We start from the raw sequence: 25888 nt of genomic DNA, 5'->3' as shown, positions 1-25888 counted from the left end.
CAGACTTTCCCGCCGATCGCTGCTTTACAGAAATTGTTTTACAAAAATGGCGATGCAATATCAGGCGGAGGGTGGGATGATACCCGCCTTCAAAAGCCGGGCGGTGACATTTGTCCCGCGACTGGCGTCAGTTCAGGTATACTGACTGACCACGAATTCATAGTTGTACAATCTCATTCACCCAGGGGGAAAACTTGCAGGGTAAAGCACTCCAGGATTTTGTTATCGACAAAATTGATGACCTGAAAGGTCAGGACATCATCGCTATCGACGTTAAGGGTAAATCCAGCATCACCGACTGCATGATCATCTGCACCGGGACCTCAACTCGTCACGTTGTTTCGATTGCTGACCATGTTGTTCAGGAATCGCGCGCGGCAGGGCTGCTTCCGCTGGGCGTTGAGGGTGAAGCGACCGCTGACTGGGTGGTTGTCGATCTCGGCGATGTGATTGTCCACGTCATGCAGGAAGAGAGCCGTCGCCTGTATGAGCTGGAAAAACTCTGGGGTTAATGCGTGAAGTTGCAACTGGTCGCCGTCGGCACCAAAATGCCGGACTGGGTACAAACCGGTTTTACTGAGTATCTGCGTCGTTTCCCAAAAGATATGCCGTTCGAACTGGTGGAGATCCCAGCAGGAAAGCGCGGCAAGAACGCAGATATCAAACGTATTCTCGATAAAGAGGGAGAACTGATGCTGGCTGCCGCAGGCAAAAACCGCATCGTGACCCTCGATATTCCGGGCAAACCCTGGGATACGCCGCAGCTGGCGCACGAACTGGAGCGCTGGAAGCAGGATGGTCGGGACGTCAGTCTGTTGATTGGCGGACCAGAGGGGTTATCTCCCGCCTGCAAAGCGGCAGCAGAACAAAGTTGGTCACTCTCGGCGCTGACGCTGCCCCACCCGCTTGTACGGGTTCTAGTGGCAGAAAGTTTGTATCGCGCATGGAGCATCACTACCAACCACCCTTATCACCGCGAGTAATGACTGACCAGGGTAATTTAAGCAGCGGATGAAACTACAGAATTCTTTTCGCGACTATACGGCTGAGTCCGCGCTGTTTGTGCGCCGGGCGCTGGTCGCCTTTACGGGGATTTTGCTGCTTACCGGCGTGCTGATCGCCAACCTCTATAATCTGCAAATTGTCCGCTATACCGATTACCAGACCCGCTCAAACGAAAACCGTATCAAGCTGGTGCCCATCGCGCCCAGCCGCGGCATTATCTACGATCGTAACGGCACGCCGCTGGCGCTTAATCGCACCATCTACCAGATAGAGATGATGCCCGAGAAAGTGGATAACGTGCAGGATACGCTGAACGCGCTGAGAAGCGTTGTCGACCTGACTGATGACGATATCGCTGCGTTCAAAAAAGAGCGCGCACGTTCTCACCGCTTCACCTCCATTCCGGTAAAAACCAACCTGACGGAAGTGCAGGTCGCCCGTTTTGCCGTTAACCAGTACCGTTTCCCCGGTGTGGAAGTCAAAGGCTATAAACGCCGCTACTATCCTTACGGCTCCGCGCTGACGCACGTCATTGGTTACGTCTCCAAAATCAACGATAAAGACGTCGAACGCCTTGATAAAGACGGCAAGCTGGCTAACTACGCCGCAACCCATGATATTGGCAAGCTGGGGATCGAACGTTATTACGAAGACGTGCTGCACGGTCAGACCGGGTATGAAGAGGTTGAAGTTAACAACCGTGGCCGCGTGATCCGTCAGCTGAAAGAGGTTCCCCCGCAGGCGGGGCATGACGTCTATCTGACGCTCGACCTGAAGCTACAGCAGTATATCGAGACGCTGCTGGCGGGTAGCCGTGCTGCGGTTATTGTGACCGACCCGCGTACCGGCGGCATTCTGGCGATGGTTTCCATGCCAAGCTACGATCCGAACCTGTTCGTGGATGGCATCTCCAGCAAGGATTACTCCGGCCTGCTCAACGATCCAAACACGCCGCTGGTGAATCGCGCGACGCAGGGGGTTTATCCTCCAGCTTCAACGGTTAAACCGTATGTCGCCGTGTCTGCGCTAAGCGCGGGCGTCATCACCCGCAATACCAGTCTGTTTGACCCCGGCTGGTGGCAGTTACCTGGCTCTGAGAAACGCTACCGCGACTGGAAAAAATGGGGCCACGGCCATCTGAACGTGACCAAATCACTGGAGGAGTCGGCGGATACCTTCTTCTATCAGGTCGCCTACGACATGGGTATTGACCGTCTGTCTGAATGGATGAGCAAATTCGGCTACGGGCATTACACCGGTATAGATTTGGCTGAAGAGCGTTCCGGCAACATGCCAACCCGCGAATGGAAGCTGAAGCGCTTTAAAAAACCCTGGTATCAGGGTGACACCATTCCGGTAGGGATCGGCCAGGGCTACTGGACGGCAACGCCGCTGCAAATGAACAAGGCGATGATGATCCTCATTAACGATGGCGTTGTGAAAGTGCCGCACCTGCTGCAAAGCACCGTTGAAGACGGCAAAAAAGTGCCGTGGATACAGCCGCACGAGCCGCCGGTGGGTGACATTCATTCCGGCTACTGGGAAATCGCGAAAGACGGCATGTACGGTGTAGCCAACCGTCCTAACGGGACGGCGCACAAATATTTCGCCGGCGCACCGTATAAGGTTGCCGCGAAATCAGGTACGGCTCAGGTCTTCGGTCTGAAAGCGAATGAAACTTATAACGCACATAAAATTGCCGAACGTCTGCGTGACCACAAGCTCATGACGGCGTTTGCCCCTTATGATAACCCGCAGGTTGCGGTGGCGATGATTCTGGAGAACGGCGGCGCAGGCCCGGCGGTGGGTACCATCATGCGTCAAATCCTCGACCACATCATGCTGGGTGACAACAACACCGAACTGCCAGCTGAAAACCCGGCAGCCGCTGCGGCGGAGGACCAATAATCATGACGGATAATCCGAATAAAAAATCGCTGTGGGACAAGATCCACATCGACCCTGCCATGCTGCTGATCCTGCTGGCTCTGCTGGTCTACAGCGCCCTCGTTATCTGGAGCGCCAGCGGCCAGGATATCGGCATGATGGAGCGTAAAATCGGCCAGATCGCCATGGGTCTGGTCATTATGGTGGTGATGGCGCAAATACCGCCGCGCGTGTACGAGGGCTGGGCGCCCTATCTCTATATTTTCTGTATCATTTTGTTGGTGGCAGTAGATGCTTTCGGCGCCATCTCGAAAGGGGCGCAACGCTGGCTGGATCTGGGGATTGTCCGCTTCCAGCCGTCGGAAATCGCCAAAATCGCCGTCCCGCTGATGGTGGCGCGCTTTATTAACCGCGACGTCTGCCCGCCGTCGTTGAAAAATACCGCCATTGCGCTGGTGCTGATTTTCCTGCCGACGCTGCTCGTGGCCGCACAGCCGGACCTCGGTACTTCAATTCTTATCGCCCTCTCCGGCCTGTTCGTCCTGTTCCTGTCCGGCCTGAGCTGGCGTCTGATTGGTATCGCCGTGGTGCTGGTTGCCGCGTTTATCCCCATCCTCTGGTTCTTCCTGATGCATGATTACCAGCGTCAGCGCGTTATGATGCTGCTCGATCCCGAGACCGATCCGCTGGGCGCAGGCTATCATATTATTCAGTCGAAGATTGCGATTGGCTCCGGAGGCCTGCGTGGTAAAGGCTGGCTGCACGGTACGCAGTCGCAGCTCGAATTTTTACCGGAACGCCACACCGACTTTATCTTTGCCGTTCTGGCTGAGGAGTTAGGGCTGGTTGGCATCCTGGTGCTGCTTGCACTCTACGTGCTGCTGATCATGCGAGGTTTGTGGATTGCCGCGCGCGCGCAAACCACCTTTGGTCGCGTGATGGCAGGCGGATTAATGTTGATTTTGTTCGTTTATGTCTTCGTAAATATTGGTATGGTGAGTGGTATTCTGCCGGTTGTTGGCGTACCGCTGCCGCTGGTGAGTTACGGGGGCTCGGCACTGATCGTGTTGATGGCCGGGTTTGGTATCGTCATGTCGATCCATACCCACAGGAAAATGTTGTCCAAAAGCGTATAAAAATAAGGGGATCGCAATGCGTAAGCAGTGGCTGGGGATCTGCATCGCAGCAAGTTTACTTGCCGCCTGTACAAGTGATGATGGTCAGCAACAGGCAACCGTCGCGCCGCCGCAGCCTGCGGTCTGTAATGGCCCGATTGTTGAGATTAGCGGTGCCGATCCCGTTTATGAACCGCTGAACGCCAGCGTGAATCAGGATTATCAGCGCGACGGTAAAAGCTATAAAATCGCTCAGGATCCTTCCCGTTTCAGCCAGGCTGGCTTTGCTGCCATCTATGATGCTGAGCCCGGCAGCAATCTGACCGCGTCGGGTGAAACCTTCGATCCGATGCAGATCACGGCGGCACACCCGACGTTGCCTGTCCCGAGCTATGCACGCATCACTAACCTGGCGAATGGCCGAATGATCGTGGTGCGTATCAACGATCGCGGTCCTTACGGCACCGATCGCGTGATCTCCCTGTCCCGCGCGGCGGCCGACCGTCTGAACACCTCAAACAATACTAAAGTGCGTATCGACCCGATTATCGTGGCGCAGGATGGTTCACTGTCTGGCCCGGGCACGGCCTGTACCACGGTCGCGAAACAGACCTATGCCCTGCCCGCTCGCCCGGATCTGAGCGGTGGTATGGGGGGCGCTTCAACGCCGGCAGAGCCCGCACAGCCGCAGGGTGAAGTGCGTGCTATCAGCAACGATACGCTGCAAAGTGAAGACGCGACCGGCGCCCCGGTGAAAAGCAGTGGTTTCCTTGGCGCACCCACCACGTTAGCGCCGGGCGTGATTGAATCAAATGAACCTGCCCCAGCGCCTGCGCCCGTCGCTGCTGCACCCGCTACACAACCCGCCCCGGTGGCCGCGCCTGCTGCTACGCAGACTGCGGCGCCTGCGACGGCGAGCGGCAGCTACGTGGTTCAGGTTGGCGCCGTCAGCGATCGGACCCGTGCAGAGCAATATCAGCAGCGTTTAAGCAAGCAGTTTGGCGTGCCAGGCCGCGTTGAGCAAAACGGTGCGGTATGGCGTATCCAGATGGGTCCGTTTGCCAGCAAATCGCAGGCAGCGTCCCTGCAACAGCGTTTGCAGAGCGAGGCGCAGCTCCAGTCGTTTATCGCTGTTGCAAAATAATTATTCGGTGGTATCCGAAATGTCAGTTTGTGTAAAGCACGTTAACACTCTCATGATGAAAGTCGGATGCCTGCCCGTATAGCATTTGCTATAGTAAGGCACTTTTTTTAATTCCATCACGGATGTCGTAGTTCTGACCATGAAGACCACTTTTTCTGCTCGTTTTGTGCAGCGCATGGCGCTGACCACGGCCCTTTGCGCTGCTGCGTTCTCCACAGCTCACGCGGACGACCTGAACATCAAGACCATGATCCCTGGCGTTCCGCAGATCGACGCGGAATCCTACATCCTGATTGATTACAACTCCGGCAAAGTTCTGGCAGAACAGAACGCCGATGCCCGCCGCGATCCAGCCAGCCTGACCAAAATGATGACCAGCTATGTTATCGGCCAGGCCATGAAAGCAGGCAAATTCAAAGAAACCGACCTGGTGACCATCGGTAACGATGCGTGGGCAACCGGCAACCCGGTGTTCAAAGGTTCATCGCTGATGTTCCTGAAGCCAGGCATGCAGGTTCCGGTCTCTCAGCTTATCCGTGGCATCAACTTGCAGTCCGGTAACGACGCCTGCGTGGCCATGGCCGATTTTGCAGCGGGCAGCCAGGACGCGTTTGTGGGCCTGATGAACAGCTACGTCTCCGCCCTGGGCCTGAAAAACAGCCACTTCCAGACCGTTCACGGCCTGGACGCCGAGGGTCAGTACAGCTCCGCGCGTGACATGGCGCTGATCGGTCAGGCGCTGATCCGCGATGTGCCAAACGAGTACTCTATCTACAAAGAGAAAGAGTTCACCTTCAACGGCATTCGTCAGACCAACCGTAACGGCCTGCTGTGGGACAACAGCCTGAACGTCGACGGCATCAAAACTGGCCACACCGATAAAGCCGGCTATAACCTGGTGGCCTCCGCCACTGAAGGCCAGATGCGTCTGATCTCTGCCGTGATGGGGGGGCGTACGTTTAAAGGCCGCGAAACGGAAAGCAAAAAGCTGCTGACCTGGGGCTTCCGCTTCTTCGAAACCGTGAACCCGCTGAAAGCTGGTAAAGAATTTGCCTCTGAACCTGTCTGGTTTGGCGATAACGATCGCGCTTCCCTGGGCGTGGACAAAGATCTCTATCTGACGATCCCACGCGGTCGTATGAAAGATCTGAAAGCCAGCTACGTGCTGAATACCACCGAGCTGCACGCCCCGCTGCAAAAGAATCAGGTCGTGGGTACGATTAACTTCCAGCTGGATGGCAAAACCATCGATCAGCGCCCGCTGGTGGTGCTGGAGGAAATTCCTGAAGGCAATTTCTTCGGCAAAATCATTGATTACATTAAGCTGATGTTCCATCACTGGTTTGGTTAAAAATTGAACACTTGAAAGTGTGATTTTGATCCCCATATACTACGTATCAGTAAAACTCCCGCCCCGTGGCGGGAGTTATTATTTTTTATACACACGCCGGAGCTGACATGAAAACCAAACTTAACGAACTGCTTGAATTCCCTACCCCTTTTACTTACAAAGTAATGGGTCTGGCGAAACCTGAGCTGGTTGATCAGGTGGTTGAAGTGGTACAGCGCCATGCGCCGGGTGACTACTCTCCATCAGTCAAACCGAGCAGCAAAGGTAACTACCACTCGGTCTCAATCACCATCACTGCGACACACATTGAGCAGGTTGAGACGCTGTACGAAGAGCTCGGCAATATCGAAATTGTTCGTATGGTGCTGTAGTCCCCCTGAGGTTACCCGGTTTGCCGGGTAACCCACTTCCCCGCTGTGATATACTCCCCGTTACCTATTCTCCCTTGTCTTCGGAGACGTCCTTTTGTACCAGGATAAAATTCTTGTCCGCCATCTTGGGCTACAGCCTTACGAGCCAGTCTCTCAGGCTATGCATGAATTTACCGATATGCGCGATGACACCACCCCTGATGAAATCTGGCTGGTTGAACACTTGCCGGTGTTTACTCAAGGCCAGGCAGGAAAAGCCGAACATTTATTGATGACGGGTGATATCCCGGTGATCCAGAGCGATCGCGGTGGACAGGTAACCTACCACGGCCCGGGCCAGCAGGTAATGTATGTCCTGCTTAACCTGAAACGCAGAAAGCTGGGCGTGCGTGAGCTCGTGACCTTACTGGAACAAACCGTGGTGAACACGCTCGCTGAGTACGGTATCGATGCTCACCCTCGCGCCGATGCCCCGGGCGTCTATGTTGGAGAGATGAAGATCTGTTCGCTGGGGCTGCGTATCCGTAAAGGCTGCTCGTTCCACGGGCTGGCGCTGAATATCAATATGGATCTGACCCCTTTCCAGCGCATCAACCCATGCGGGTATGCCGGTATGGAAATGACGCAAATGCGCCAGTGGGTCGATACCGCCACCCCTGAGAATATCCGCCCCGTGCTTCTGAAGAAGTTTTTAGCGCTGCTTAACAATCCTGACTACGAATATATTGCTGCCTAACACACTTCCGGCAGTGGTTCGGTTATTTGACCAGCCACTGCTTAATTGCCGCATTTACGCTTTACAATAAACCGCATATTCTATATTTTCGAGTCGCCCATATATTAGCGTCCCATATTAATTAGAACCTTAATAGTACCATCACCGGGTATCGTGTAACGTGCGTGATAATCACCCAACTGCTTGTTTTCGATAAACAAGGGAAACTTGCGAAACACTTTACGAATCTCTGCAAGCATAATAAATAAATTCAACTATCATTCATATTGTGAATGGATACGGAGTAAGAGCGTGGAGCCTACTAATTTACCAGCCAAACGCCTGAATGAAACCAGCGGCGAAGATAAGCCGCAAATTTTCCGGACTTTACGTAATATTGATCTCAATTTATTGACTATTTTTGAGGCGGTATATGTCCACAAAGGTATCGTTAATGCTGCGAAAATTCTTAATCTCACGCCCTCCGCTATTAGCCAGTCAATTCAAAAATTGCGCGCGATATTTCCCGATCCCTTATTTATTCGTAAAGGCCAGGGCGTAACCCCCACCGCGTACGCCACCCATCTGCATGAGTACATCAGCCAGGGTCTGGAATCGATTCTGGGCGCGCTGGATCTCACCGGCAGTTACGATAAGCAACGAACCATCACCATAGGCACCTCTCCCTCTGTGGGCGTTCTGGTCATGCCCGCTATTTACCAGGCTGTTAAACAGCATGCGCCACAGCTGCTGATCCGCAACGTGCCCGTTAACGATCCGGAAACTCAGCTGGCACAATTCCAGACGGACCTGATCATCGACAGCAACAGCTTCGCGGCCAGGGCATTAGGGCATAACGTTCTCTATACCGACTCTCTGGCGCTCGTGTGTCGTCAGAATCATCCTGCATTGGGCGCAGCTTTGACGCCTGAAAATTTGCGTCATTACGAACATGCAACCTTTATGTCCGAGGGACAGGGTCCGGATCCGCTGCGCCAGCGTATTGACGAACTGTTCCCGGACCGTCTGATCAGCTTCAGCAGTTACAATATGTTTACCCTTGCGGCCCTGATTGGCAGCAGCGATTTGCTCTGTATTATGCCTGTGCGTCTCTTCACTCTGCTTCAAAAGTGCTGGCCGCTGGAGAGCATTCCATTGAGTCAACTTACGACGGAATCTGTTGAAATCTCACTGCATTACAACAAGCTAAGCCTGCGCGATCCGGTGCTGGAAAACGTCATTAACGTGATCCGCCAGGCGTTCTGATCCCGCCTTTCAGCACAAGCCCCTGCCGCAAGCGGGGCAAAAGGCACAAAACAACAACTATTTTACAAATTGGCGACATGGCAGGCTGCTTTATCGCCCCTTTAAATGATATACTGCCTGTCGTTCGTTCAAAAATAGTTGATAATTACAACATTCCCTTGAATTGAAACGCTTTCCTTCGATATTCGCAACTGGAACACGCACGCTATGAGTAAACCCATTGTGATGGAACGCGGTGTTAAATACCGCGATGCCGATAAAATGGCCCTTATCCCGGTTAAAAACGTGGCTACAGAGCGCGAGGCGCTGTTAAGAAAACCGGAATGGATGAAAATCAAACTTCCGGCCGACTCTTCGCGTATCCAGGGGATCAAAGCGGCGATGCGCAAAAATGGCCTTCACTCTGTCTGTGAAGAGGCCTCCTGCCCTAACCTTGCTGAATGTTTCAATCACGGTACCGCGACATTTATGATTCTGGGTGCCATCTGCACCCGCCGCTGTCCGTTCTGTGACGTTGCCCATGGCCGTCCTGTTGCGCCTGACGCAAACGAACCGCAAAAACTGGCGCAGACGATTGCCGATATGGCGCTGCGTTATGTTGTTATCACCTCCGTTGACCGTGACGATCTGCGCGATGGCGGTGCTCAGCATTTTGCTGACTGTATTACCGCCATCCGCGAAAAAAGCCCGAACATTAAGATTGAGACGCTGGTGCCAGACTTCCGTGGCCGTATGGATCGCGCGCTCGATATCCTGACCGCGACGCCACCAGATGTGTTCAACCACAACCTGGAGAATGTACCGCGTATCTACCGTCAGGTACGTCCCGGTGCAGACTACAACTGGTCGCTGAAGCTGCTGGAGCGCTTTAAAGAAGCCCATCCGCATATTCCAACCAAGTCCGGCCTGATGGTCGGCCTGGGTGAAACCAACGCTGAGATCATTGAAGTGATGCGCGATCTGCGCCGCCACGGCGTCACCATGCTGACGCTGGGCCAGTACCTCCAGCCAAGCCGTCACCACCTGCCTGTACAGCGTTACGTGAGCCCGGATGAGTTCGATGAAATGAAAGCCGAAGCGATGGCGATGGGCTTTACCCATGCCGCGTGCGGTCCGTTTGTTCGCTCCTCTTATCACGCCGATATGCAGGCGAAGGGCGAAGAAGTGAAATAAAGCTGTAAAATTTATTTACAGTAAAACAAAAAACCGGCCTCGTGAGCCGGTTTTTTTATGCAAGCCTTGCAGCATTGCCATTACTCTTTGTGTGAAAGCTTCTGTGCAGTGATGTCATCTTCGGCGCTTTTCTTTGCTGCCGCGTCGTCATCGTTCATTGCTTTCTTAAAGCCCTTAATGGCAGCACCCAGGTCTCCACCCAGCGTGCGTAACTTCTTGGTACCGAACAGCAGGACGACCAGTGCGGCAACCACCAGCAGTTTGGTAATACTAATCTCACCCATAAATACCTTCTTTACATGAAACAGGCTGCATTCCGCCAAAAAACCTGAACGTATTAACGGTCATTTGGCGCGTGCACACAATAGCAATCTGTAACAAGGTGAATCAAGCATTGTTGAAAAAAACATCACATTAATTGCGGTGGCGCAAATCTGCGGTTGCGCAGAACAGGTAATTGCTGACGCGCAAGCGCTATTCGGGCGGAAATTATCTCCGTCAGCAATAACGCAGGCGTCTCCGCTGCTGCCGCAACCGTCACCCCCAGCGGATCGACAACCCTGCTCTGCCCGATATTTTTGTTACCACATTCACCCGCGGCTACCACGTAACAGGTGGTATCCAGCGCACGTGCTGCCAGCAGCGTCGCCCAGTGATGCTCCTTAAGCGGTCCTTTGACCCACGCGGCAGGCAGAACCAGCACCTCGGCCCCCTGCAATGCCAGGTTCAGCGCCAGCTCGGGAAAACGGATATCGTAGCAGGTCATCAGGCCAATCTTAAAACCCTCGACCTCAATCAGCGGCGGAATTACACTCCCCGGATCGACCAGGCGCGACTCCTGAACGCTGAACGCATCATACAGATGAAGTTTGGCGTAGCTCGCGACGATGGCACCCTCACGTATCGCCACCAGCGTGTTTACCGCGCGCCCCGGCGAGGACGGAATATGGACCGTCAAGATGGTGGTGAGCGTGTTGCCAACGCTTTCGGCCAGCAGTCGTTTCAGAAACGCCCCTTCCAGCGTTTGCGCAGACTTTACCGACAGGTCTGGATCGCCATCATCACGGGCCAGTAACGCCTCGGGAAGTACCAGCAACGACGCCCCCTTTTGCTTCGCCTGATGCATCAGGGAGACGCATTTTTCCGCGTTTTCATTCCAGTCCGGCGTCACCGCGAACTGCCCTACTGCAACATACATAATTGTCTCCCGGTTAAAAACAGCGTTACACTCGACGCACTTACACAGCAAATAGCAGGTATGGACAGTGTTACAACTACTTATAGCCGTTTTTATTGGTGGAGGCACGGGTAGCGTTGCGCGGTGGCTCTTAAGCATGCGGTTTAACCCTCTGCATCAGGCTATTCCGATGGGGACACTGGCGGCAAATCTGATCGGGGCGTTTATTATTGGGATGGGGCTGGCCTGGTTTAATCGCATGACCAACATCGACCCTATGTGGAAGGTTCTGATTACAACTGGTTTCTGCGGCGGCTTAACAACGTTTTCTACCTTCTCTGCGGAGGTGGTGTTTCTGTTTCAGGAAGGCCGGATGGGCTGGGCGCTGACGAACATTGCCGTTAACATGCTTGGCTCGTTTGCGATGACTGCGATCGCATTCTGGTTATTTTCCTCCGCCAGCGGACAGTAAGCACGGCAACCTTAATGTTGGCTTAATTTTTCTCTGTCACTCTTGGCTCAATATTGAACGAGGGTGATAGCATGAAAGAAACTCTGTCAGGCGTGGGTATGGTATTGCTAAGCGTCGCGATCGTCGCCAGCTTCCTGAAGATCTATCTTATTGGTTGATTCAGAACGAAAAAAACCCGCTCATTGAGCGGGTTTTGAAATTCTTGCTGACGCGTCTGAATTACAGAGCGATTACGTTAGCAGCAGAAGGGCCTTTGGCACCGTTAGTGATTTCGAACTCTACGCGCTGACCTTCAGCCAGAGTTTTGAAACCATTAGACTGGATTGCAGAGAAGTGTACGAACACGTCTTTGCTGCCATCTTCAGGAGTAATGAAACCGAATCCTTTGGACTCATTAAACCACTTAACGTTACCTTTAATCTTAGACATCAAAATTACCTTTACATTAAAAAACGACACAAATGCTGTGTCGGGTATCAGTACAACAATTGTGAGGCGTTTTGTCCAGCGGATCTTTGATAAAAAGTGACAAAAGTCGCGTTAATTTTCGCTGTTCGATTTTTATCCTTTACATTTCAATGCCTGTGCGTTTTTTGGCCGATTTAGCAGAAAAATTCAGTTAAAACTGAAACCGCATCCAGGCAAAGTAAACGTTACCGTTGTTATAGGTACCCGGTATGTAGGTCATCTGAAACGTTGCCGGACCATAGCCGATGGAGGCAAGCGGCAGCAGTACCGGAACAGGAATGTATTTCCAGTTATCACGCGCCGTGAACCCTGCCGTATAGCCCAGCCCCAGACAGAAGTTGTCGTCTGATAACGGACGCCAGGTTTTTTCCCAGCCGTAGCCACCAATAGGCTCCCATTTATTGTAGGAGTCCTTAAACGCCATCAGGTACAGGCCATGCCAGTTACCTTTTTCATCCCAGCGAGACTGACCGAAGCCGGCCCCCCACGGACGCTCGTTATAACGGTCAGTTTTTTCTTTATCGTAGGCAAAACGTGCATGCCACGTAATGGCCGGAATATAGAGATCGTAATGCTCAGGCTCATTCCATGTTTGCGCGACGTTATCCGTGAAGGTGGTGAACCAGCCTTTATCCGCTGTATTGCTGTCTGCATTAACCGCAGACGCAAACGATAACTGCCCAATAATAAACAATAAAATCAGGGGAAATTTAATTCGTACAATCACAATGCCATTACCATATTTAGTATTCGGTGCAGACCTTAACACAGAATACTTGAATGAACGCTTAACAGCATGGGTGTTATTCCTAATTACCATCCCGTTCCTGGGAATAATCTGAGGATACATAAACTGCATGCCTCAATAAGCACATGCAGTTGACATATTTAACGTTGATGTAACAATTTGTAGAGTGCGGGAATAACTAACATCGACAATAACGGTGCCGTTACCATGCCACCAATCATCGGCGCGGCAATACGTTGCATCACCTCCGAGCCACTCCCACTCCCCCACATGATGGGCAGCAGTCCTGCCATAATAGTGGCGACCGTCATCACCTTCGGACGCACGCGCAGCACGGCACCTTCGTGGATCGCCCGCATCAGCACCGTATTTCCCCCTTCTGGCTCCAGCCTGTGATATTTATCGAGCGCATGATTCAAATAAAGAACCATAATTACGCCGAATTCTGCCGCCACTCCGGAAAGGGCGATAAAGCCAACGGCCCCCGCCACTGACAAATTATATTCAAGCAGCCACAGTAACCACACGCCCCCAATAAGCGCGAACGGCAATGTCCCCATTATTATCAGGACATTTGATATCCGCCTGAAGGTTAACCATAAAAGGACGAATATAATCATCAGCGTGACAGGTAAAACTATTTTGAGCGTCGCGATCGCCCGTTCCAGATATTCAAACTGCCCGGACCAGGAGAGAGACACGCCCTGCGGCAATACCACCTTCTCCTCCACCCGTTTTTGCATTTCATCCACGGCGGACTTCAGATCGCGCCCGCGCAAGTCCACGTAGATCCAGCTGGAAAGGCGCGCGTTTTCACTTTTGAGCATCGGTGGGCCTTCCGTCACGACGATATCGGCCAATTCCCCCAGCGCCACCTGGTTACCGCTGGCGGTCACTACCGGCAACACCCGCAACGTGTCGACGTTATCACGCAAATCGCGGGGATAACGCAGGTTGATGGGATACCGCTCGCGTCCCTGGATCACCTCGCCAATGTTTTCACCCCCGACCAGCGTGGAGACCAGGCTTTGCAGTTCATCGACGGAAACGCCGTAGCGCGCGGCTTTTTGCCGGTCGATACGAATATCCACGTAGCGTCCGCCTTCCAGACGCTCCGCCAGCGCAGAGGAGACGCCAGGAACGTCCTTCACCACCTGCTCAATCTGCCGGGACACGCGCTCAATGTCGGCAATATTATTGCCGTTCACCTTAATGCCGACCGGGCTTTTGATCCCGGTTGCCAGCATGTCCAGGCGGTTACGGACAGGCGGCACCCACACATTGGCAATACCCGGCAGCGACACGGTTTTATCAAGCTCCTCCACCAGCTTTTGCGGCGTCATTCCTGGCCGCCACTGCTCGCGGGGCTTAAAGTGAATGGTTGTTTCCAGCATGGTTAATGGCGCGGGATCGGTTGCCGACTCCGCGCGACCGGCTTTGCCAAACACGCTCGCGACCTCCGGTACGCTTTTGATCAAGCGGTCCGTCTGCTGAAGCAGCCGCGATGCCTCGCGAGCAGAGATCCCCGGCAGCGTGGAGGGCATATAGAGTAAATCCCCTTCATCCAGCGGCGGCATAAATTCGCTTCCCAGGCGGCTCAGCGGCCAGAGCGTGGCGATCAGCAGCAGACATGCCAGTGCCAGCGTCATTTTCGGGAAGGTCAGTACCTTGTCCAGCAGCGGCTCATACAGGCGGATCAGGAGGCGGTTGATCGGGTTTGCCTTCTCATCCGGGATTTTCCCGCGAATGAAAAAGCCCATTAGCACCGGCACCAGGGTGATCCCAAGCCCGGCGGCCACGGCCATCGACCAGGTTTTGGTGAACGCCAGCGGCGAGAACATTCGCCCCTCCTGCGCTTCCAGCGAAAAAACCGGTATAAATGACAGCGTGATGATTAACAGGCTGCAAAACAGCGCTGGTCCCACTTCAACCGCCGCCTTTTCCGCCAGACGCCAGTATTCCCCCGGCGCGGGCTCCTTGCCCGGATTATCATGCCGCCACTGCTCCAGCACCTTGTGCATGTTTTCAATCATCACAATTGCCGCATCCACCATCGCCCCGATGGCAATGGCGATCCCGCCGAGCGACATCATATTCGCGTTAATGCCCTGATAGTGCATCACCACAAAAGCACCGAGGATCCCCAGCGGCAGAGAGACCATCGCCACCAGCGCGGAGCGCAGGTGGAACAGGAACAGCGCGCACACCAGTACCACCACGGCAAACTCTTCGAGCAGCTTGTGCGTCAGCGTTTTGACCGATTCCTCAATCAGCGTGGAACGATCGTAGACCGGAACAATCTCGACGCCCTGCGGCAGCGTTTTTTGCAGCTCGCTCAGTTTCGCTTTTACCGCACGAAGCGTTTCCAGCGCGTTCTGCCCGTAGCGCATCACGATCACGCCGCCAGCGACCTCCCCTTCACCGTTAAGCTCCGCCACGCCCCGGCGGATCTCCGGGCCAATGCCAATGGTGGCGACATCTTTCAGCAGGACAGGTACGCCATCGCGGGTGGCGATCACCACATTGCGAAAATCCTCCAGCGAGCGCAAATAGCCCGTTGTCCGCACCATATACTCCGCTTCGCCCATCTCCAGCAGGGCGCCGCCGCTCTCTTTATTGGCGGCCTGCACCGCGCCGGATAGCTGGCTGTGGGTAATATTCAGCGCGCGCATCTTCGCCGGGTCCGCCACGATCTGATACTGACGCACCATTCCGCCAATACTTGCCACTTCAGATACATTCGGTACCGTCTTAAGCTCGAACTTAAGCGTCCAGTCCTGAAGGGCCCGCAGATCTGCCAGGCTGTGTTTTCCACTACGGTCGATCAGCGCATATTCGTAGATCCAGCCCACGCCCGTCGCATCTGGCCCCAGCGACACCTTCACGCCTGGCGGAAACTGCGCCTGTACCTGGCTTAAATATTCCAGCACCCGGGATCGCGCCCAGTAGAGATCGGTGCCATCCTCAAACAGCACATACACATAAGCGTCACCAAACATTGAAAAACCACGCACGGTTTTAGCTCCCGGCACAGACAACATGGAGGTTGTCAGGGGCCAGGTCACCTGATCTTCAATCACCTGCGGCGCTTTTCCGGGGTAACTCGCTTTGATAATGACCTGCACATCAGACAGATCGGGCAACGCGTCCAGCGGCGCGCGCTGCACCGCCCACCAGCCCCAGCCGGCCATCATCAGCGCGGCCAGGATCACCAGCAGGCGGTTACGCAACGAGGCGCGAATCACAGCGGCAATCATGGCGTCACCTCCGGCATCACGCTACGCAGGCTGGCTTCGGAATCAATGAGGAATTGCCCGGACGTCACCACCTTATCGCCCTCTTTGACCCCGGACAGGATCGCCGTCCAGCCCTGCGCCGTCAGGCCGGTTGTCACCGTCACAGGCTGGAAATAACCGTCCCCGGTGGCCAGCAGCAGACGCGCAGACTCTCCGCTGTTAATCACCGCCTCTTCCGGCACCGCCAGAACCGGCGGGCCTTTCATCTCTTCCGCACGCCTGACGGAGAGGTACATGCCTGGCTTCAGCTTATGTGCGGTATTTTCCAGCACGATACGGGCTTTCAGGGTTCGCGTGGTCGCCTCCATCTGCGGCAGCAATTCGCTGACCGTGCCGTGGAATTGCTCCCCCGGCCAGCTTTCTGACGTTGCTACCACGTTGCTGCCCACTGCCAGAGCCTGCGCCTGCGTTTGCGGGTAGTCGACCACCAGCCAGACAGGATCGAGGCTGGCGATCTCAAACAGCGGCGCCGTTGCGGTGATTTGCGCCCCTTCCCGCACGTCCAGCTTCACCACATAGCCCGCCCGGTCAGCGCGCAGGGTGAGCGTGGTCTGCGGCTTACCGCTACGCTCCAGCAAACGAATGACCTCTTCCGGCATAAACTGCAACGCCAGCCGCTCGCGTGCGGCGCGGGTCAATGCGGCATCGCCAAGCTGACGAACCGCGAGATACTCCTGCTGGGCGGTGGTCCATTGCGGGATCCACAGTTGCGCCAGCGCCTCTCCGGCTTTCACCTGCTGCTGTGGCGCATTAACAAACAATTTTGACACCACGCCATTGGCCGGGGCTGACACCACCGAGACGTTACGTTCATCCGTTGCAACCGTGGCAAAGGCCGAGAACGGCGAAACCAGCTGGCGCATCTCAACGTTGGCGGTTTTCATCCCCAGGTTTTGCTGCTGTTGAGTGCTGATGACCACGCCTGACGCCGCCTGTGCTTCATCGGCGTAGCGCGGGACCAGATCCATATCCATAAAGGGGGATTTACCCGGCTTATCGAAGCGCTGACCGGGCACCATAGGGTCGTACCAGTAAAGCACCTTACGTTCAGAGGGTTGTGCAGCCGCAGCCGGCTGATGCGTCTGCTTCTTTCCGACAAAATAGCCGCCAGCGGCAGCTATCGCGATGGCAATCGCCATTAACGTTGTTTTTTTCATTGCGCCAGCTCCTGCGGGATCAGCCAGTTCACGGCAGCCCAGGTTCGCGCCATTTCGCGCTCCGCCTGGTTCACCGCCAGTTCCGTATCCAGTACGCCACGACGCGCCTCCAGCAGGGCCGGAAGCGCCGACTGTCCAGAGCGATATTGCGCCGTCAGTACCGCCAGCCGTTGACGCTGCAACGGTAGTACCTCGTCCCGCTGTCGCTGCCACACCGTTTGCGCAGCCTGATACTGCGCCACCAGCGTTTGCACCTGGGCAATATGTTCGCGTTTGAGCAGCGTCAGTTGATCCACCGCCTGCATTGAGCGGGAAACATCGGCGGCGTAATCCTTGTCCTGACGTTTTGACTGGAACAAAGGCAGATCCACGCTGAACATCACGCCAGCCATATCGTCATAGCCTTCGGCGCGGTGGGCGTAATAGACCTCCACATCCACATCGGGTATCGCCGCCACGGCAGATTGCGCTGAACGCGCTTTCGCGGTCTCGGCTTCACGTCGTGCGGCCTCCACTTCCGGGTGCCTGACGATCCCCTCCAGCAACGTTTTTTCATCGGCAGGAAGACGCTGATAGCGCGGCAGCGGACCGCGAACCGCCGTAATCGCGTGCCCCGTAAGCTCCAGCAGACGGCTTTGCGCCAGCTGCACATCCCGCTGCGCCAGCGTCTCTTTGTCGCGCATGGCGCTGAGGATCATTTGCAGGGCCAGTACGCTGTCCGGCGTGGCGCTTCCCGCCCCGACGCTCGCCTTCTGCACGCCCCGCTGGCGTTCCGTTTCGCGGACCAGCGTTCTGGCCGTGTTCAGCGCCTGCTGGGCCAGCGCCAGATCCAGCCAGGCCTGGGCGGTATCACGCTGAAGCGCGGCGCGGACGGCCTCGGATTTTGCCAGCACGCTTCGCGCCTGCGCCTGAAAGGTCTGCGCTTTACGTTCCCGCTTCTCTGAGCTGACGTAGCTTTGCATGATGCCAACCTTCTGCATGGTCATCCCTTCGCGCGTCAGCCGCCGATCGTTGCTGCCCTGTACCGGCACGTTTTCGATACCGAATTTCAGTTTTGGGTCAGGTAATTGCGTGGCGGAATCCGCCATCGCATCCAGCGCCTGCGCTTCGTTACGGCTGGCAGAGAGTTCTGCCGAGTAGCGCTGGGCTTCGGTCAGGGTGTGTTCGAGCGTCCACGGCTCCGCCTGCGCGGCGGAGGTTAACAGGCCGAACAACACCCCACCGAGCCACAGGCTCAGTGTGTGTTGTTTCATGGTGACCTCGCTTAGCGTGCTGGCGTCAGCGAGATAATCTGGAAACCGTCACCCGCACGCTCAAGCGTGAAGGTCACTTCATCCCCTGGTTTGGCGTCATTCAGCGTGGCGCCGGCAGATAAAGTAAACGGCATGGTCATTGCTGGCCATTTTAGTTCCGGTATGGCCTCGTGCCGGAGCATGACGGCGCTGTCAGAGATCGACTGAACCACGCCGTGGCCCTGCCAGGTCTGGTTTGCCTGAACGGTATAAGAAGCGAAAGAGACGGACGCGCCAACCAGCGCGGAAAGGAATATAGTACGCATGAAAAAACTCCTGTTAAACGTTAAGTAAATGAAAATCAACGAATTAACAGGTTTTTGCTCCTGAAACCGGCAGTAGCGGATCGTTGCCGGCGGCCCCACAGCAGGAGGGGTAACGGACCACGCAGAATGGCTTGCAGACGAGCACTCTGGGGTCGTTAAGGTCAGGGTCATGGCGGCAGGCAGCGCCACCAGATGCGGCTGGGCAGGATCTTTTTGTACCTGATCCGGCACACAATGTTTTTCACACAGCGGTGAAGCACCGGCAGCATAATGCGGCCCCGGTTGCGCCATCATCTCCATATGCTGGATGGTGGCCACCTCGCCGCGCAAATCCATTGAACATTGATGGGAGGCGACGGCCACCTGACTCTGGATCAACAGCCAGCCAAACGCCAGCAAAAACATCAGCAGATGTTTTTTGATAAAGCGCAGGCGATATGTCCAGCTGGCGTGCATATTCAGATCGTCGGATAGGGTAAAAGTGAACCGAGTATAAGCAGGCAAAAGAATGAAAGAGAAGTGGTTTTAAAGAGATTTACGTTTTAAATCGATTGTCGGCAAGTAATACTCAAAACCTTAACACTTCACCATCATTTTAATGACATATAATATCTATTCATCAGGTCAATAACGTCTTAATATAAATGACGCAGGGTTAGCAAAAATATCGTCATCAGTGCCTTTAGTAGTCTCTTTCTTGATTTTAATCAGCAAGGACTGGACATTTATTCGGCACATTTCAGCTTCTTTTTTATTGATTATTTGTCTCTCGGGCAGCAAGGATACAGGGGAAATCATGCTTACTTTTCTCGAACTCCTCATTGGAGTCGTGGTCATTGTTGGTGTAGCACGCTACATCATTAAAGGTTACTCAGCCACCGGCGTGCTATTTGTCGGCGGCCTGACGCTGCTGATCATTAGCGCGCTAATGGGTCATCAGGTTTTACCCGCCAGCGAAGCCAGCACCGGATATACCGCTACCGATATTGTGGAATATATAAAAATTCTGCTGATGAGCCGCGGCGGCGATCTGGGCATGATGATCATGATGCTCTGCGGATTTGCTGCCTATATGACCCATATCGGCGCGAATGATATGGTGGTAAAGCTGGCTTCTAAGCCGCTGCAATATATTAATTCCCCCTATCTGCTGATGGTCGCGGCCTATTTCCTGGCCTGTCTGATGTCATTAGCCGTTTCCTCAGCAACGGGCCTTGGCGTGCTGTTAATGGCAACGTTGTTCCCGGTAATGGTTAACGTCGGGATCAGCCGTGGCGCAGCGGCGGCTATTTGCGCCTCTCCGGCGGCGATTATTCTCTCCCCTACTTCCGGTGACGTAGTGCTGGCCGCAAAAGCCGCGGAAATGTCGTTGATTGACTTCGCCTTCAAAACCACACTGCCGATCTCCATCACCGCTATTCTCGGCATGGGCGTGGCGCATTTCTTCTGGCAGCGCTATCTCGATAAGAAAGAGAACGTCAGCCACGAAATGATGGACGTCAGCGAAATCACCACTACCGCCCCGGCGTTTTATTCCATCCTGCCCTTCACGCCGATTATTGGCGTGCTTATTTTCGACGGCAAATGGGGCCCGCAGCTGCACATCATCACTATCCTGGTGATCTGTATGCTGCTGGCGGCCATCCTGGAGTTCGTTCGTGGTTTTAATACCCAGAAAGTGTTCACGGGTCTGGAAGTTGCCTTCCGCGGTATGGCGGATGCCTTCGCGGGCGTGGTGATGCTGCTGGTTGCCGCGGGGGTGTTTGCCCAGGGGCTGAGCACCATCGGCTTTATTCAGAGCCTGATCTCTATCGCCACCTCGTTCGGCTCGGCCAGTATTATCCTGATGCTGGTGCTGGTGGTGCTGACCATGCTGGCGGCGATGACGACCGGCTCCGGTAACGCGCCGTTCTACGCCTTTGTTGAGATGATCCCGAAGCTGGCGCACTCCTCCGGCATCAACCCGGCTTACCTGTCCATTCCGATGCTTCAGGCCTCCAACCTGGGCCGTACCATTTCTCCGGTATCGGGCGTGGTGGTTGCGGTTGCGGGGATGGCGAAAATCTCTCCGTTTGAAGTGGTGAAACGCACGTCAGTGCCGGTGCTGGTTGGCCTGATTATCGTTATTATCGCCACCGAAGTGCTGGTTCCCGGCGCTGCCTAAGCGAAATTCCTGATTTCCAAAAAGCGCCTGCGGGCGCTTTTTGTGCTTTAATAACCCCCAGAAATTAATCGCGCCCAACCAATCAGGAAAGCAAATGTTCAGGAAGGATATCGTTATCCCGTCTGGCGCAGTAGCGCTTGCACTCTGTGTCTTCTCAATTCAGGCAGATCCGCTTAAGCCAACCCAGTACGGCGATTTCGATCGCTACGTTCTGGCCCTTTCCTGGCAAACCGGATTTTGCCAGAGCATGGTCGAACGTAACCGTGACGAACCGGAAGAGTGTCGCCTGCAAAAAGAGAGCAGCAACAAAACCGATTTTCTGACCGTCCACGGCTTATGGCCCGCGCTGCCGAAATCTATTGCCGCTCGCGGAGTGGATGAACGCCGCTGGATGCGCTTCGGCTGTGCCACTCGTCCGGTTCCGAATATGCCGGAAGCAAAAGCCAGCCGCAAATGTGACGCCGCAGAGACCGGACTATCGCTAACCGGCGCGGCGAAGCTGAACAGCGTGATGCCCGGCGCGGGCGGCAACTCCTGCCTTGAACGTTATGAATACGCGAAACACGGCGTCTGCTTTGGTTTTGATCCCGACGCTTACTTCGGCACCATGGTGCGCATGAACCAGGAAGTGAAGCACAGCGCGGCAGGAAAATTTCTGGCGGAAAATTATGGCAAAACCGTCCGCCGCAGCGACTTCGATGCAGCCGTGGCCAAAAGCTGGGGGAAACAGAGCGTAAAAGCGTTCAAGCTTACCTGCCACGGCAATCCGGCTTATCTGACCGAGATGCAGATCTCGCTGAACGCCAGCACCATCAACAACCCGCTCTCTGCCGGCTCCTTTGCGCCACAGCCGCATCCGGGCAACTGCGGCAAACAGTTTGTCATTGATAAAGCCGGTTACTGATGCTGCGCCGGGCACCTTTTTGCCCGGTTTTTCATTGATTTCCGTGATATGACGATTAACCTCACACTTCCGCTCACACGCATCATTTTTCCAGCTAAAGCATTATTAATCCGGTAAACATCACTGAAACCTCCCCGCCATAATCATGGCGTTAACTACAGGAGGCATTTCACATGGCTAAAAAACTGATTGCACTGTGCGCCTGCCCGATGGGCCTGGCACATACCTTCATGGCAGCCCAGGCGCTGGAAGACGCGGCGACGGAAGCCGGTTATGAGGTAAAAATTGAAACCCAGGGCGCGGACGGGATCCAGAATCGCCTGACCCCGCAGGATATTGCCGACGCTGACATTATTATCCACGCCATCGCGATCACCCCGGAAGACAATGAGCGCTTCGAAACGCGCGACGTGTATGAGATTACGCTTCAGGACGCTATTAAAAACGCGGCAGGCACCCTGAAAGAGATCGAAGAGATGATTGCAGCAGAACAATAATAATCCTCACACCCAGGGGTTTTCGTCATGGCTATTAAAAAACGCAGCGCGGTTCGCCCGGACAGTCACGAGGGTGACACACTTGCCATCAAATCCGCACCGGTTGCCGCCGGTGCGTCTTTCTGGAAAGAGCTTCCACAGCACATTATGTCGGGGATATCCCGCATGGTGCCAACGCTTATCATGGGCGGGGTTATCCTCGCCATTTCACAGCTCATCGCCTACGTCTGGCTGGAGATCCCGCCTGACACCGGTATTCTCGACGCGCTTAACTCTGGCAAATTCACCGGTTTCAATCTCTCGATATTGAAATTTGGCTATCTGACCGAATCGTTCGGCGGGCTGCTGTTCAGCTTCGCCATCCCGATGTTTGCCGCCTTTGTCGCCAACTCTATCGGCGGAAAGCTGGCCTTCCCGGCCGGGTTTATCGGTGGCCTTGTCGCCACGCAGCCGACGCTGGTGCTGAACTTTGATGCGGAAAAACTGACCTGGCTTGCCACCAAACCCGTGCCCTCCACGTTTATTGGCGCGCTGATTATCGCCATAGCCGCAGGCTATCTGGTCAAATGGCTGAATAGCCGTATTAACGTACCGCAGTATCTGCTGGCCTTTAAAAGCACCTTTCTGATCCCAATCCTCTCGGCGCTGTTTGTGATGCTGGCGATGTATTACATCATCACGCCGATTGGCGGCTGGCTGAATGCAGGTATGCGGACCGTACTGCTGGCGGCGGGTCAGGCGGGCTCCATGATGTATGCCATCGGGATGGCGGCGGCCACGGCGATTGATCTTGGCGGCCCCATTAACAAAGCGGCGGGATTTGTTGGCCTTGGGCTGACAACCGATCATGTCCTGCCCATCACCTCCCGCGCCGTGGCGATTGTTATTCCGCCCATTGGTCTGGGGCTGGCCACGCTGATTGACCATCGTCTGACCGGCAAACGCCTGTTTAGTCCGCAGCTTTATCCGCAAGGCAAAACGGCCATGTTCCTCGCCTTTATGGGCATCAGTGAAGGGGCCATCCCGTTCCTGCTGGAAAATCCGCTTGCGACGCTGCCGGCGTATATGGCGGGTGCGATCGCGGGTGCGATGACCGCCACCGCGCTCGGTGCCGTGCAGTGGTTCCCTGAATCGGCGATCTGGGCGTGGCCGCTGGTCACCAATCTGGGGGCGTACATGCTCAGTATTGTGGTCGGGGCGGCGATCACCGCGCTGTTGGTCGTGATTATTCGTAACAGTCTGCACAAGCGCGGAAAACTCGCTATCGACACGCTGTAACGGGGTGAACCATGGAATTACTGAGAAGGCTTCGTGCCTGGCTGGCTGCGGAAAAACTGGACGGCGTGCTCATCTCTTCGCGCCAGAATAAACAGCCGCACCTGGGCATTTCAACCGGTTCGGGATATGTGCTGGTGACACAAACCGCGGCACATATCCTGGTGGATTTCCGTTACTACAGCGATATCGCTTCACGAGCGGCGGGCTATGAAATGCACCTGCTTAACACGGAGAACCCGTTTGCGCAGGCGGTGAATCAGATTATTGCGAAGGAAGATCTTACCCGTCTTGGCTTTGAGGGTGAATACGTGAGCTGGCAAACAGGCGTGCTGTGGCGCGATACGCTGAATACCACCCTTTGCAGCACCTCGCTCGACGCGCTGCGGCAGATAAAAACCGCTGACGAAATCGACCGTATCCGTGCAGCATGCGGCATTGCCGACCGCGCCGCACAGCACATCCGGCGTTTCATTCAGCCCGGTATGCGCGAGCGTGAAGTCGCTGCCGAGCTGGAGTGGTTTATGAAGCAGGAGGGCGCGGACAAGCCCTCTTTCGACACCATTGTCGCCAGCGGGCCGCGCGGTGCGCTGCCCCACGGCAAAGCCTCTGACAAAGTGATAATGCCTGGCGAGATGATCACCCTTGATTTCGGCGCCCAACACCAGGGGTATTGCTCGGATATGACAAGGACCTTTCTTGTCGCCGGGCAAAACACGCCGCCGGAGGAGCACCCTCTCTATGCGGTGTACCAGATCGTTCTGGCGGCACAACAGGCGGCCATTGATGCCATCCGCCCCGGCGTTTCCTGTCATCAGATCGATAGCGCCGCACGTTCCGTGATTGAACGTGCAGGTTACGGTCCGCAGTTCGGGCATAACACCGGTCATGCCATTGGTATTGATGTCCATGAAAATCCACGTTTTTCCCCTCCCGACCGCACCCCGTTGCAGCCCGGCATGGTGCTGACCGTTGAGCCGGGGATCTACCTTGAACACCAGGGCGGGGTACGAATTGAAGATGTGGTGCTGGTGACGGAAACGGGCGCCGAGGTGCTTTATACCCTCGACAAACGGCTATTGCTGACGGGAGAACAAGAGTGGACAGAGATTTACTGCGCGCCCTGAGCGAAGCAGACGCCATTGCGGCCTCAGAGCAAGAGGTGCGCGACATCCTGCTCAGTGAGGCGCAAAAATACCATAAAGAGGTTCAGTTTGATGGGCTGGGTTCCGTGCTTATCCGCGTCAACCAGAGTCGGGGCCCGAAGGTGATGGTCTGCGCCCATATGGATGAAGTCGGTTTTATGGTGCGTAGCGTCTCGCGCGAAGGGGCCATTGATGTCCTGCCCATCGGCAACGTGCGCATGATGGCCCGTACCCTTCAGCCGGTGCGCATCACCACGCGTAACGGGGAAAAAATACCGGGACTGCTGGATGGGGATTTGAAAGGAGAAAACGTTGACAATTTGCGTGTCGACATTGGCGCGACGTCGGCGGAGGAGGTGTTCGCCGCCGGTATCGACGCAGGCGACCGCGTGACGTTCGATACACCCTTTCAGACCCTTCCCCACAATCGGGTGATGGGTAAAGCCTTCGACGATCGTCTCGGCTGTTACCTGCTGATTGCGCTGCTGCACGAGCTGCACCAGACGCCGCTCGACTGCGAGCTTTGGCTGGTGGCCAGCTCAAGTGAAGAGGTCGGCCTGCGCGGCGGCCAGACCGCCACGCGCGCCATTCATCCTGATATCGCGCTGGTGCTGGATACCGCCTGCTGGTCAAAAAATTTCGATTATGGCAGCGCCAACCATCGCCAGATCGGTGCGGGCCCGATGCTGGTGCTGTACGACAAAACGCTCATCGCCCCAGCCAAACTGATTGCGCTGGCTGAGACGATCGCGCGCTCGCAAGGGAGCCCGCTGCAAAAAGACATGTTCAGCAACGGCGGAACGGACGGCGGGGCGATCCATCTCTCCGGCACTGGCGTGCCGACTCTTGTGCTTGGTCCCCCGACCCGACACGGGCACTGCGCGGCATCCATTGCCGACGAAAAAGACATTCATCACACCCAACAACTGCTTGTCGCGCTTGTGGCATGCATGAACCGTGAGACCGTGGATCATCTGACGGACTTCAGATGCTGATCTCA

General features: G+C 55.2%; 25 protein-coding genes and 1 pseudogene. 17 read left to right on the top strand and 9 right to left on the bottom strand.

Going from position 1 to position 25888, the window contains the following annotated elements; genetic code table 11:
* Nucleotides 1-194 precede the first annotated feature (194 nt).
* The 10 genes from rsfS to lipA all read left to right on the top strand — a co-directional run bounded on the left by rsfS (nt 195) and on the right by lipA (nt 10027).
* Nucleotides 195-512, top strand: a complete 318-nt coding sequence (gene rsfS / locus ACQG0T_RS06145) for a ribosome silencing factor (protein WP_003858696.1) — start codon at nt 195-197, stop codon at nt 510-512.
* Nucleotides 513-515: 3 nt separating this feature from the next.
* Complete coding sequence (gene rlmH, locus ACQG0T_RS06140; RefSeq protein ID WP_003858701.1) at nt 516-983, top strand: 23S rRNA (pseudouridine(1915)-N(3))-methyltransferase RlmH; 468 nt, start codon at nt 516-518, stop codon at nt 981-983.
* A 28-nt stretch (nt 984-1011) separates the two neighbouring features.
* Entirely contained in the window at nt 1012-2913 is a 1902-nt protein-coding gene (mrdA, locus tag ACQG0T_RS06135; protein WP_015571138.1) for a peptidoglycan DD-transpeptidase MrdA, read from the top strand.
* 2 nt (nt 2914-2915) lie between these two features.
* On the top strand, nt 2916-4028 hold the full coding sequence (gene mrdB, locus ACQG0T_RS06130; protein WP_015571139.1) for a peptidoglycan glycosyltransferase MrdB: 1113 nt from the start codon (nt 2916-2918) through the stop codon (nt 4026-4028).
* A 16-nt stretch (nt 4029-4044) separates the two neighbouring features.
* Nucleotides 4045-5151, top strand: coding sequence for an endolytic peptidoglycan transglycosylase RlpA (gene rlpA, locus ACQG0T_RS06125; RefSeq protein WP_271040599.1), 1107 nt, complete (start codon nt 4045-4047; stop codon nt 5149-5151).
* Nucleotides 5152-5290: 139 nt separating this feature from the next.
* Complete coding sequence (gene dacA / locus ACQG0T_RS06120) at nt 5291-6502, top strand: D-alanyl-D-alanine carboxypeptidase DacA (protein ID WP_023296113.1); 1212 nt, start codon at nt 5291-5293, stop codon at nt 6500-6502.
* A gap of 107 nt (nt 6503-6609) precedes the next feature.
* Nucleotides 6610-6873, top strand: coding sequence for a DUF493 family protein YbeD (gene ybeD, locus ACQG0T_RS06115; RefSeq protein WP_003858718.1), 264 nt, complete (start codon nt 6610-6612; stop codon nt 6871-6873).
* A 94-nt stretch (nt 6874-6967) separates the two neighbouring features.
* A complete protein-coding gene (lipB, locus tag ACQG0T_RS06110) occupies nt 6968-7609 on the top strand; it encodes a lipoyl(octanoyl) transferase LipB (RefSeq protein ID WP_017694313.1) in 642 nt (213 codons plus the stop codon).
* A gap of 291 nt (nt 7610-7900) precedes the next feature.
* Nucleotides 7901-8854 (top strand): YbeF family transcriptional regulator, encoded by a 954-nt coding sequence (locus ACQG0T_RS06105; protein ID WP_017694314.1) that lies wholly within the window; start codon nt 7901-7903, stop codon nt 8852-8854.
* Between the two features lie 207 nt (nt 8855-9061).
* A complete protein-coding gene (lipA, locus tag ACQG0T_RS06100; RefSeq protein ID WP_006809637.1) occupies nt 9062-10027 on the top strand; it encodes a lipoyl synthase in 966 nt (321 codons plus the stop codon).
* 80 nt (nt 10028-10107) lie between these two features.
* Here the strand turns inward: lipA and tatE are convergent, their stop codons facing one another.
* Nucleotides 10108-10311: a twin-arginine translocase subunit TatE gene (gene tatE / locus ACQG0T_RS06095; protein WP_003858723.1), complete on the bottom strand. Its 204-nt coding sequence runs from the start codon at nt 10309-10311 to the stop codon at nt 10108-10110.
* A 125-nt stretch (nt 10312-10436) separates the two neighbouring features.
* Entirely contained in the window at nt 10437-11225 is a 789-nt protein-coding gene (locus ACQG0T_RS06090) for a deaminated glutathione amidase (RefSeq protein WP_032103123.1), read from the bottom strand.
* 67 nt (nt 11226-11292) lie between these two features.
* Between ACQG0T_RS06090 and crcB the strand changes: the two genes are divergently transcribed.
* A complete protein-coding gene (gene crcB / locus ACQG0T_RS06085) occupies nt 11293-11676 on the top strand; it encodes a fluoride efflux transporter CrcB (RefSeq protein WP_032103121.1) in 384 nt (127 codons plus the stop codon).
* A gap of 219 nt (nt 11677-11895) precedes the next feature.
* On the opposite strand, the gene cspE is transcribed toward crcB, so the two are convergent.
* The 7 genes and pseudogenes from cspE to ACQG0T_RS06050 all read right to left on the bottom strand — a co-directional run.
* The gene (cspE, locus tag ACQG0T_RS06080; protein WP_002439184.1) at nt 11896-12105 is read right to left on the bottom strand and encodes a transcription antiterminator/RNA stability regulator CspE; all 210 of its coding nucleotides are present in this window, start codon (nt 12103-12105) and stop codon (nt 11896-11898) included.
* Nucleotides 12106-12295: 190 nt separating this feature from the next.
* The gene (gene pagP, locus ACQG0T_RS06075) at nt 12296-12871 is read right to left on the bottom strand and encodes a lipid IV(A) palmitoyltransferase PagP (protein WP_426723750.1); all 576 of its coding nucleotides are present in this window, start codon (nt 12869-12871) and stop codon (nt 12296-12298) included.
* Between the two features lie 161 nt (nt 12872-13032).
* Entirely contained in the window at nt 13033-16149 is a 3117-nt protein-coding gene (locus ACQG0T_RS06070) for an efflux RND transporter permease subunit (RefSeq protein WP_032103119.1), read from the bottom strand.
* Nucleotides 16146-17345, bottom strand: coding sequence for an efflux RND transporter periplasmic adaptor subunit (locus tag ACQG0T_RS06065; protein ID WP_252051288.1), 1200 nt, complete (start codon nt 17343-17345; stop codon nt 16146-16148). The genes ACQG0T_RS06070 and ACQG0T_RS06065 overlap by 4 nt, the downstream gene beginning before the upstream one ends.
* Complete coding sequence (locus ACQG0T_RS06060; protein WP_032103116.1) at nt 17342-18598, bottom strand: TolC family protein; 1257 nt, start codon at nt 18596-18598, stop codon at nt 17342-17344. The genes ACQG0T_RS06065 and ACQG0T_RS06060 overlap by 4 nt, the downstream gene beginning before the upstream one ends.
* A gap of 11 nt (nt 18599-18609) precedes the next feature.
* Nucleotides 18610-18903, bottom strand: a complete 294-nt coding sequence (locus ACQG0T_RS06055; protein WP_017694319.1) for a copper-binding protein — start codon at nt 18901-18903, stop codon at nt 18610-18612.
* Between the two features lie 57 nt (nt 18904-18960).
* Nucleotides 18961-19359: pseudogene (locus ACQG0T_RS06050) on the bottom strand (DUF2946 domain-containing protein); the annotation flags it as partial.
* Between the two features lie 340 nt (nt 19360-19699).
* On the opposite strand from ACQG0T_RS06050, the gene dcuC reads away from it, so the two are divergent.
* From dcuC to ypdE, 6 genes are all read left to right on the top strand, one after another.
* A complete protein-coding gene (gene dcuC / locus ACQG0T_RS06045; protein WP_017382481.1) occupies nt 19700-21067 on the top strand; it encodes an anaerobic C4-dicarboxylate transporter DcuC in 1368 nt (455 codons plus the stop codon).
* Nucleotides 21068-21161: 94 nt separating this feature from the next.
* Nucleotides 21162-21971, top strand: coding sequence for a ribonuclease I (gene rna / locus ACQG0T_RS06040; RefSeq protein ID WP_003858741.1), 810 nt, complete (start codon nt 21162-21164; stop codon nt 21969-21971).
* A 173-nt stretch (nt 21972-22144) separates the two neighbouring features.
* Nucleotides 22145-22468: a PTS fructose transporter subunit IIB gene (locus ACQG0T_RS06035; protein ID WP_017382483.1), complete on the top strand. Its 324-nt coding sequence runs from the start codon at nt 22145-22147 to the stop codon at nt 22466-22468.
* A gap of 27 nt (nt 22469-22495) precedes the next feature.
* Complete coding sequence (locus ACQG0T_RS06030; RefSeq protein WP_045337956.1) at nt 22496-23746, top strand: PTS fructose transporter subunit IIC; 1251 nt, start codon at nt 22496-22498, stop codon at nt 23744-23746.
* Between the two features lie 11 nt (nt 23747-23757).
* Nucleotides 23758-24870 carry an aminopeptidase gene (gene ypdF, locus ACQG0T_RS06025; protein WP_252051290.1) on the top strand — a complete coding sequence of 371 codons (1113 nt, stop codon included), beginning with the start codon at nt 23758-23760 and terminating at the stop codon, nt 24868-24870.
* A complete protein-coding gene (ypdE, locus tag ACQG0T_RS06020; protein ID WP_252051292.1) occupies nt 24843-25883 on the top strand; it encodes an aminopeptidase in 1041 nt (346 codons plus the stop codon). The genes ypdF and ypdE overlap by 28 nt, the downstream gene beginning before the upstream one ends.
* The last annotated feature ends 5 nt before the right edge of the window (nt 25884-25888 follow it).

This window comes from Enterobacter cloacae complex sp. 302F9 (assembly GCF_050030335.1).
Taxonomy (GTDB): Bacteria; Pseudomonadota; Gammaproteobacteria; order Enterobacterales; family Enterobacteriaceae; genus Enterobacter; species Enterobacter hormaechei_C.
Note: the sequence above shows the minus strand (reverse complement) of the source record. Positions and strands in the feature narration are given on the sequence as shown.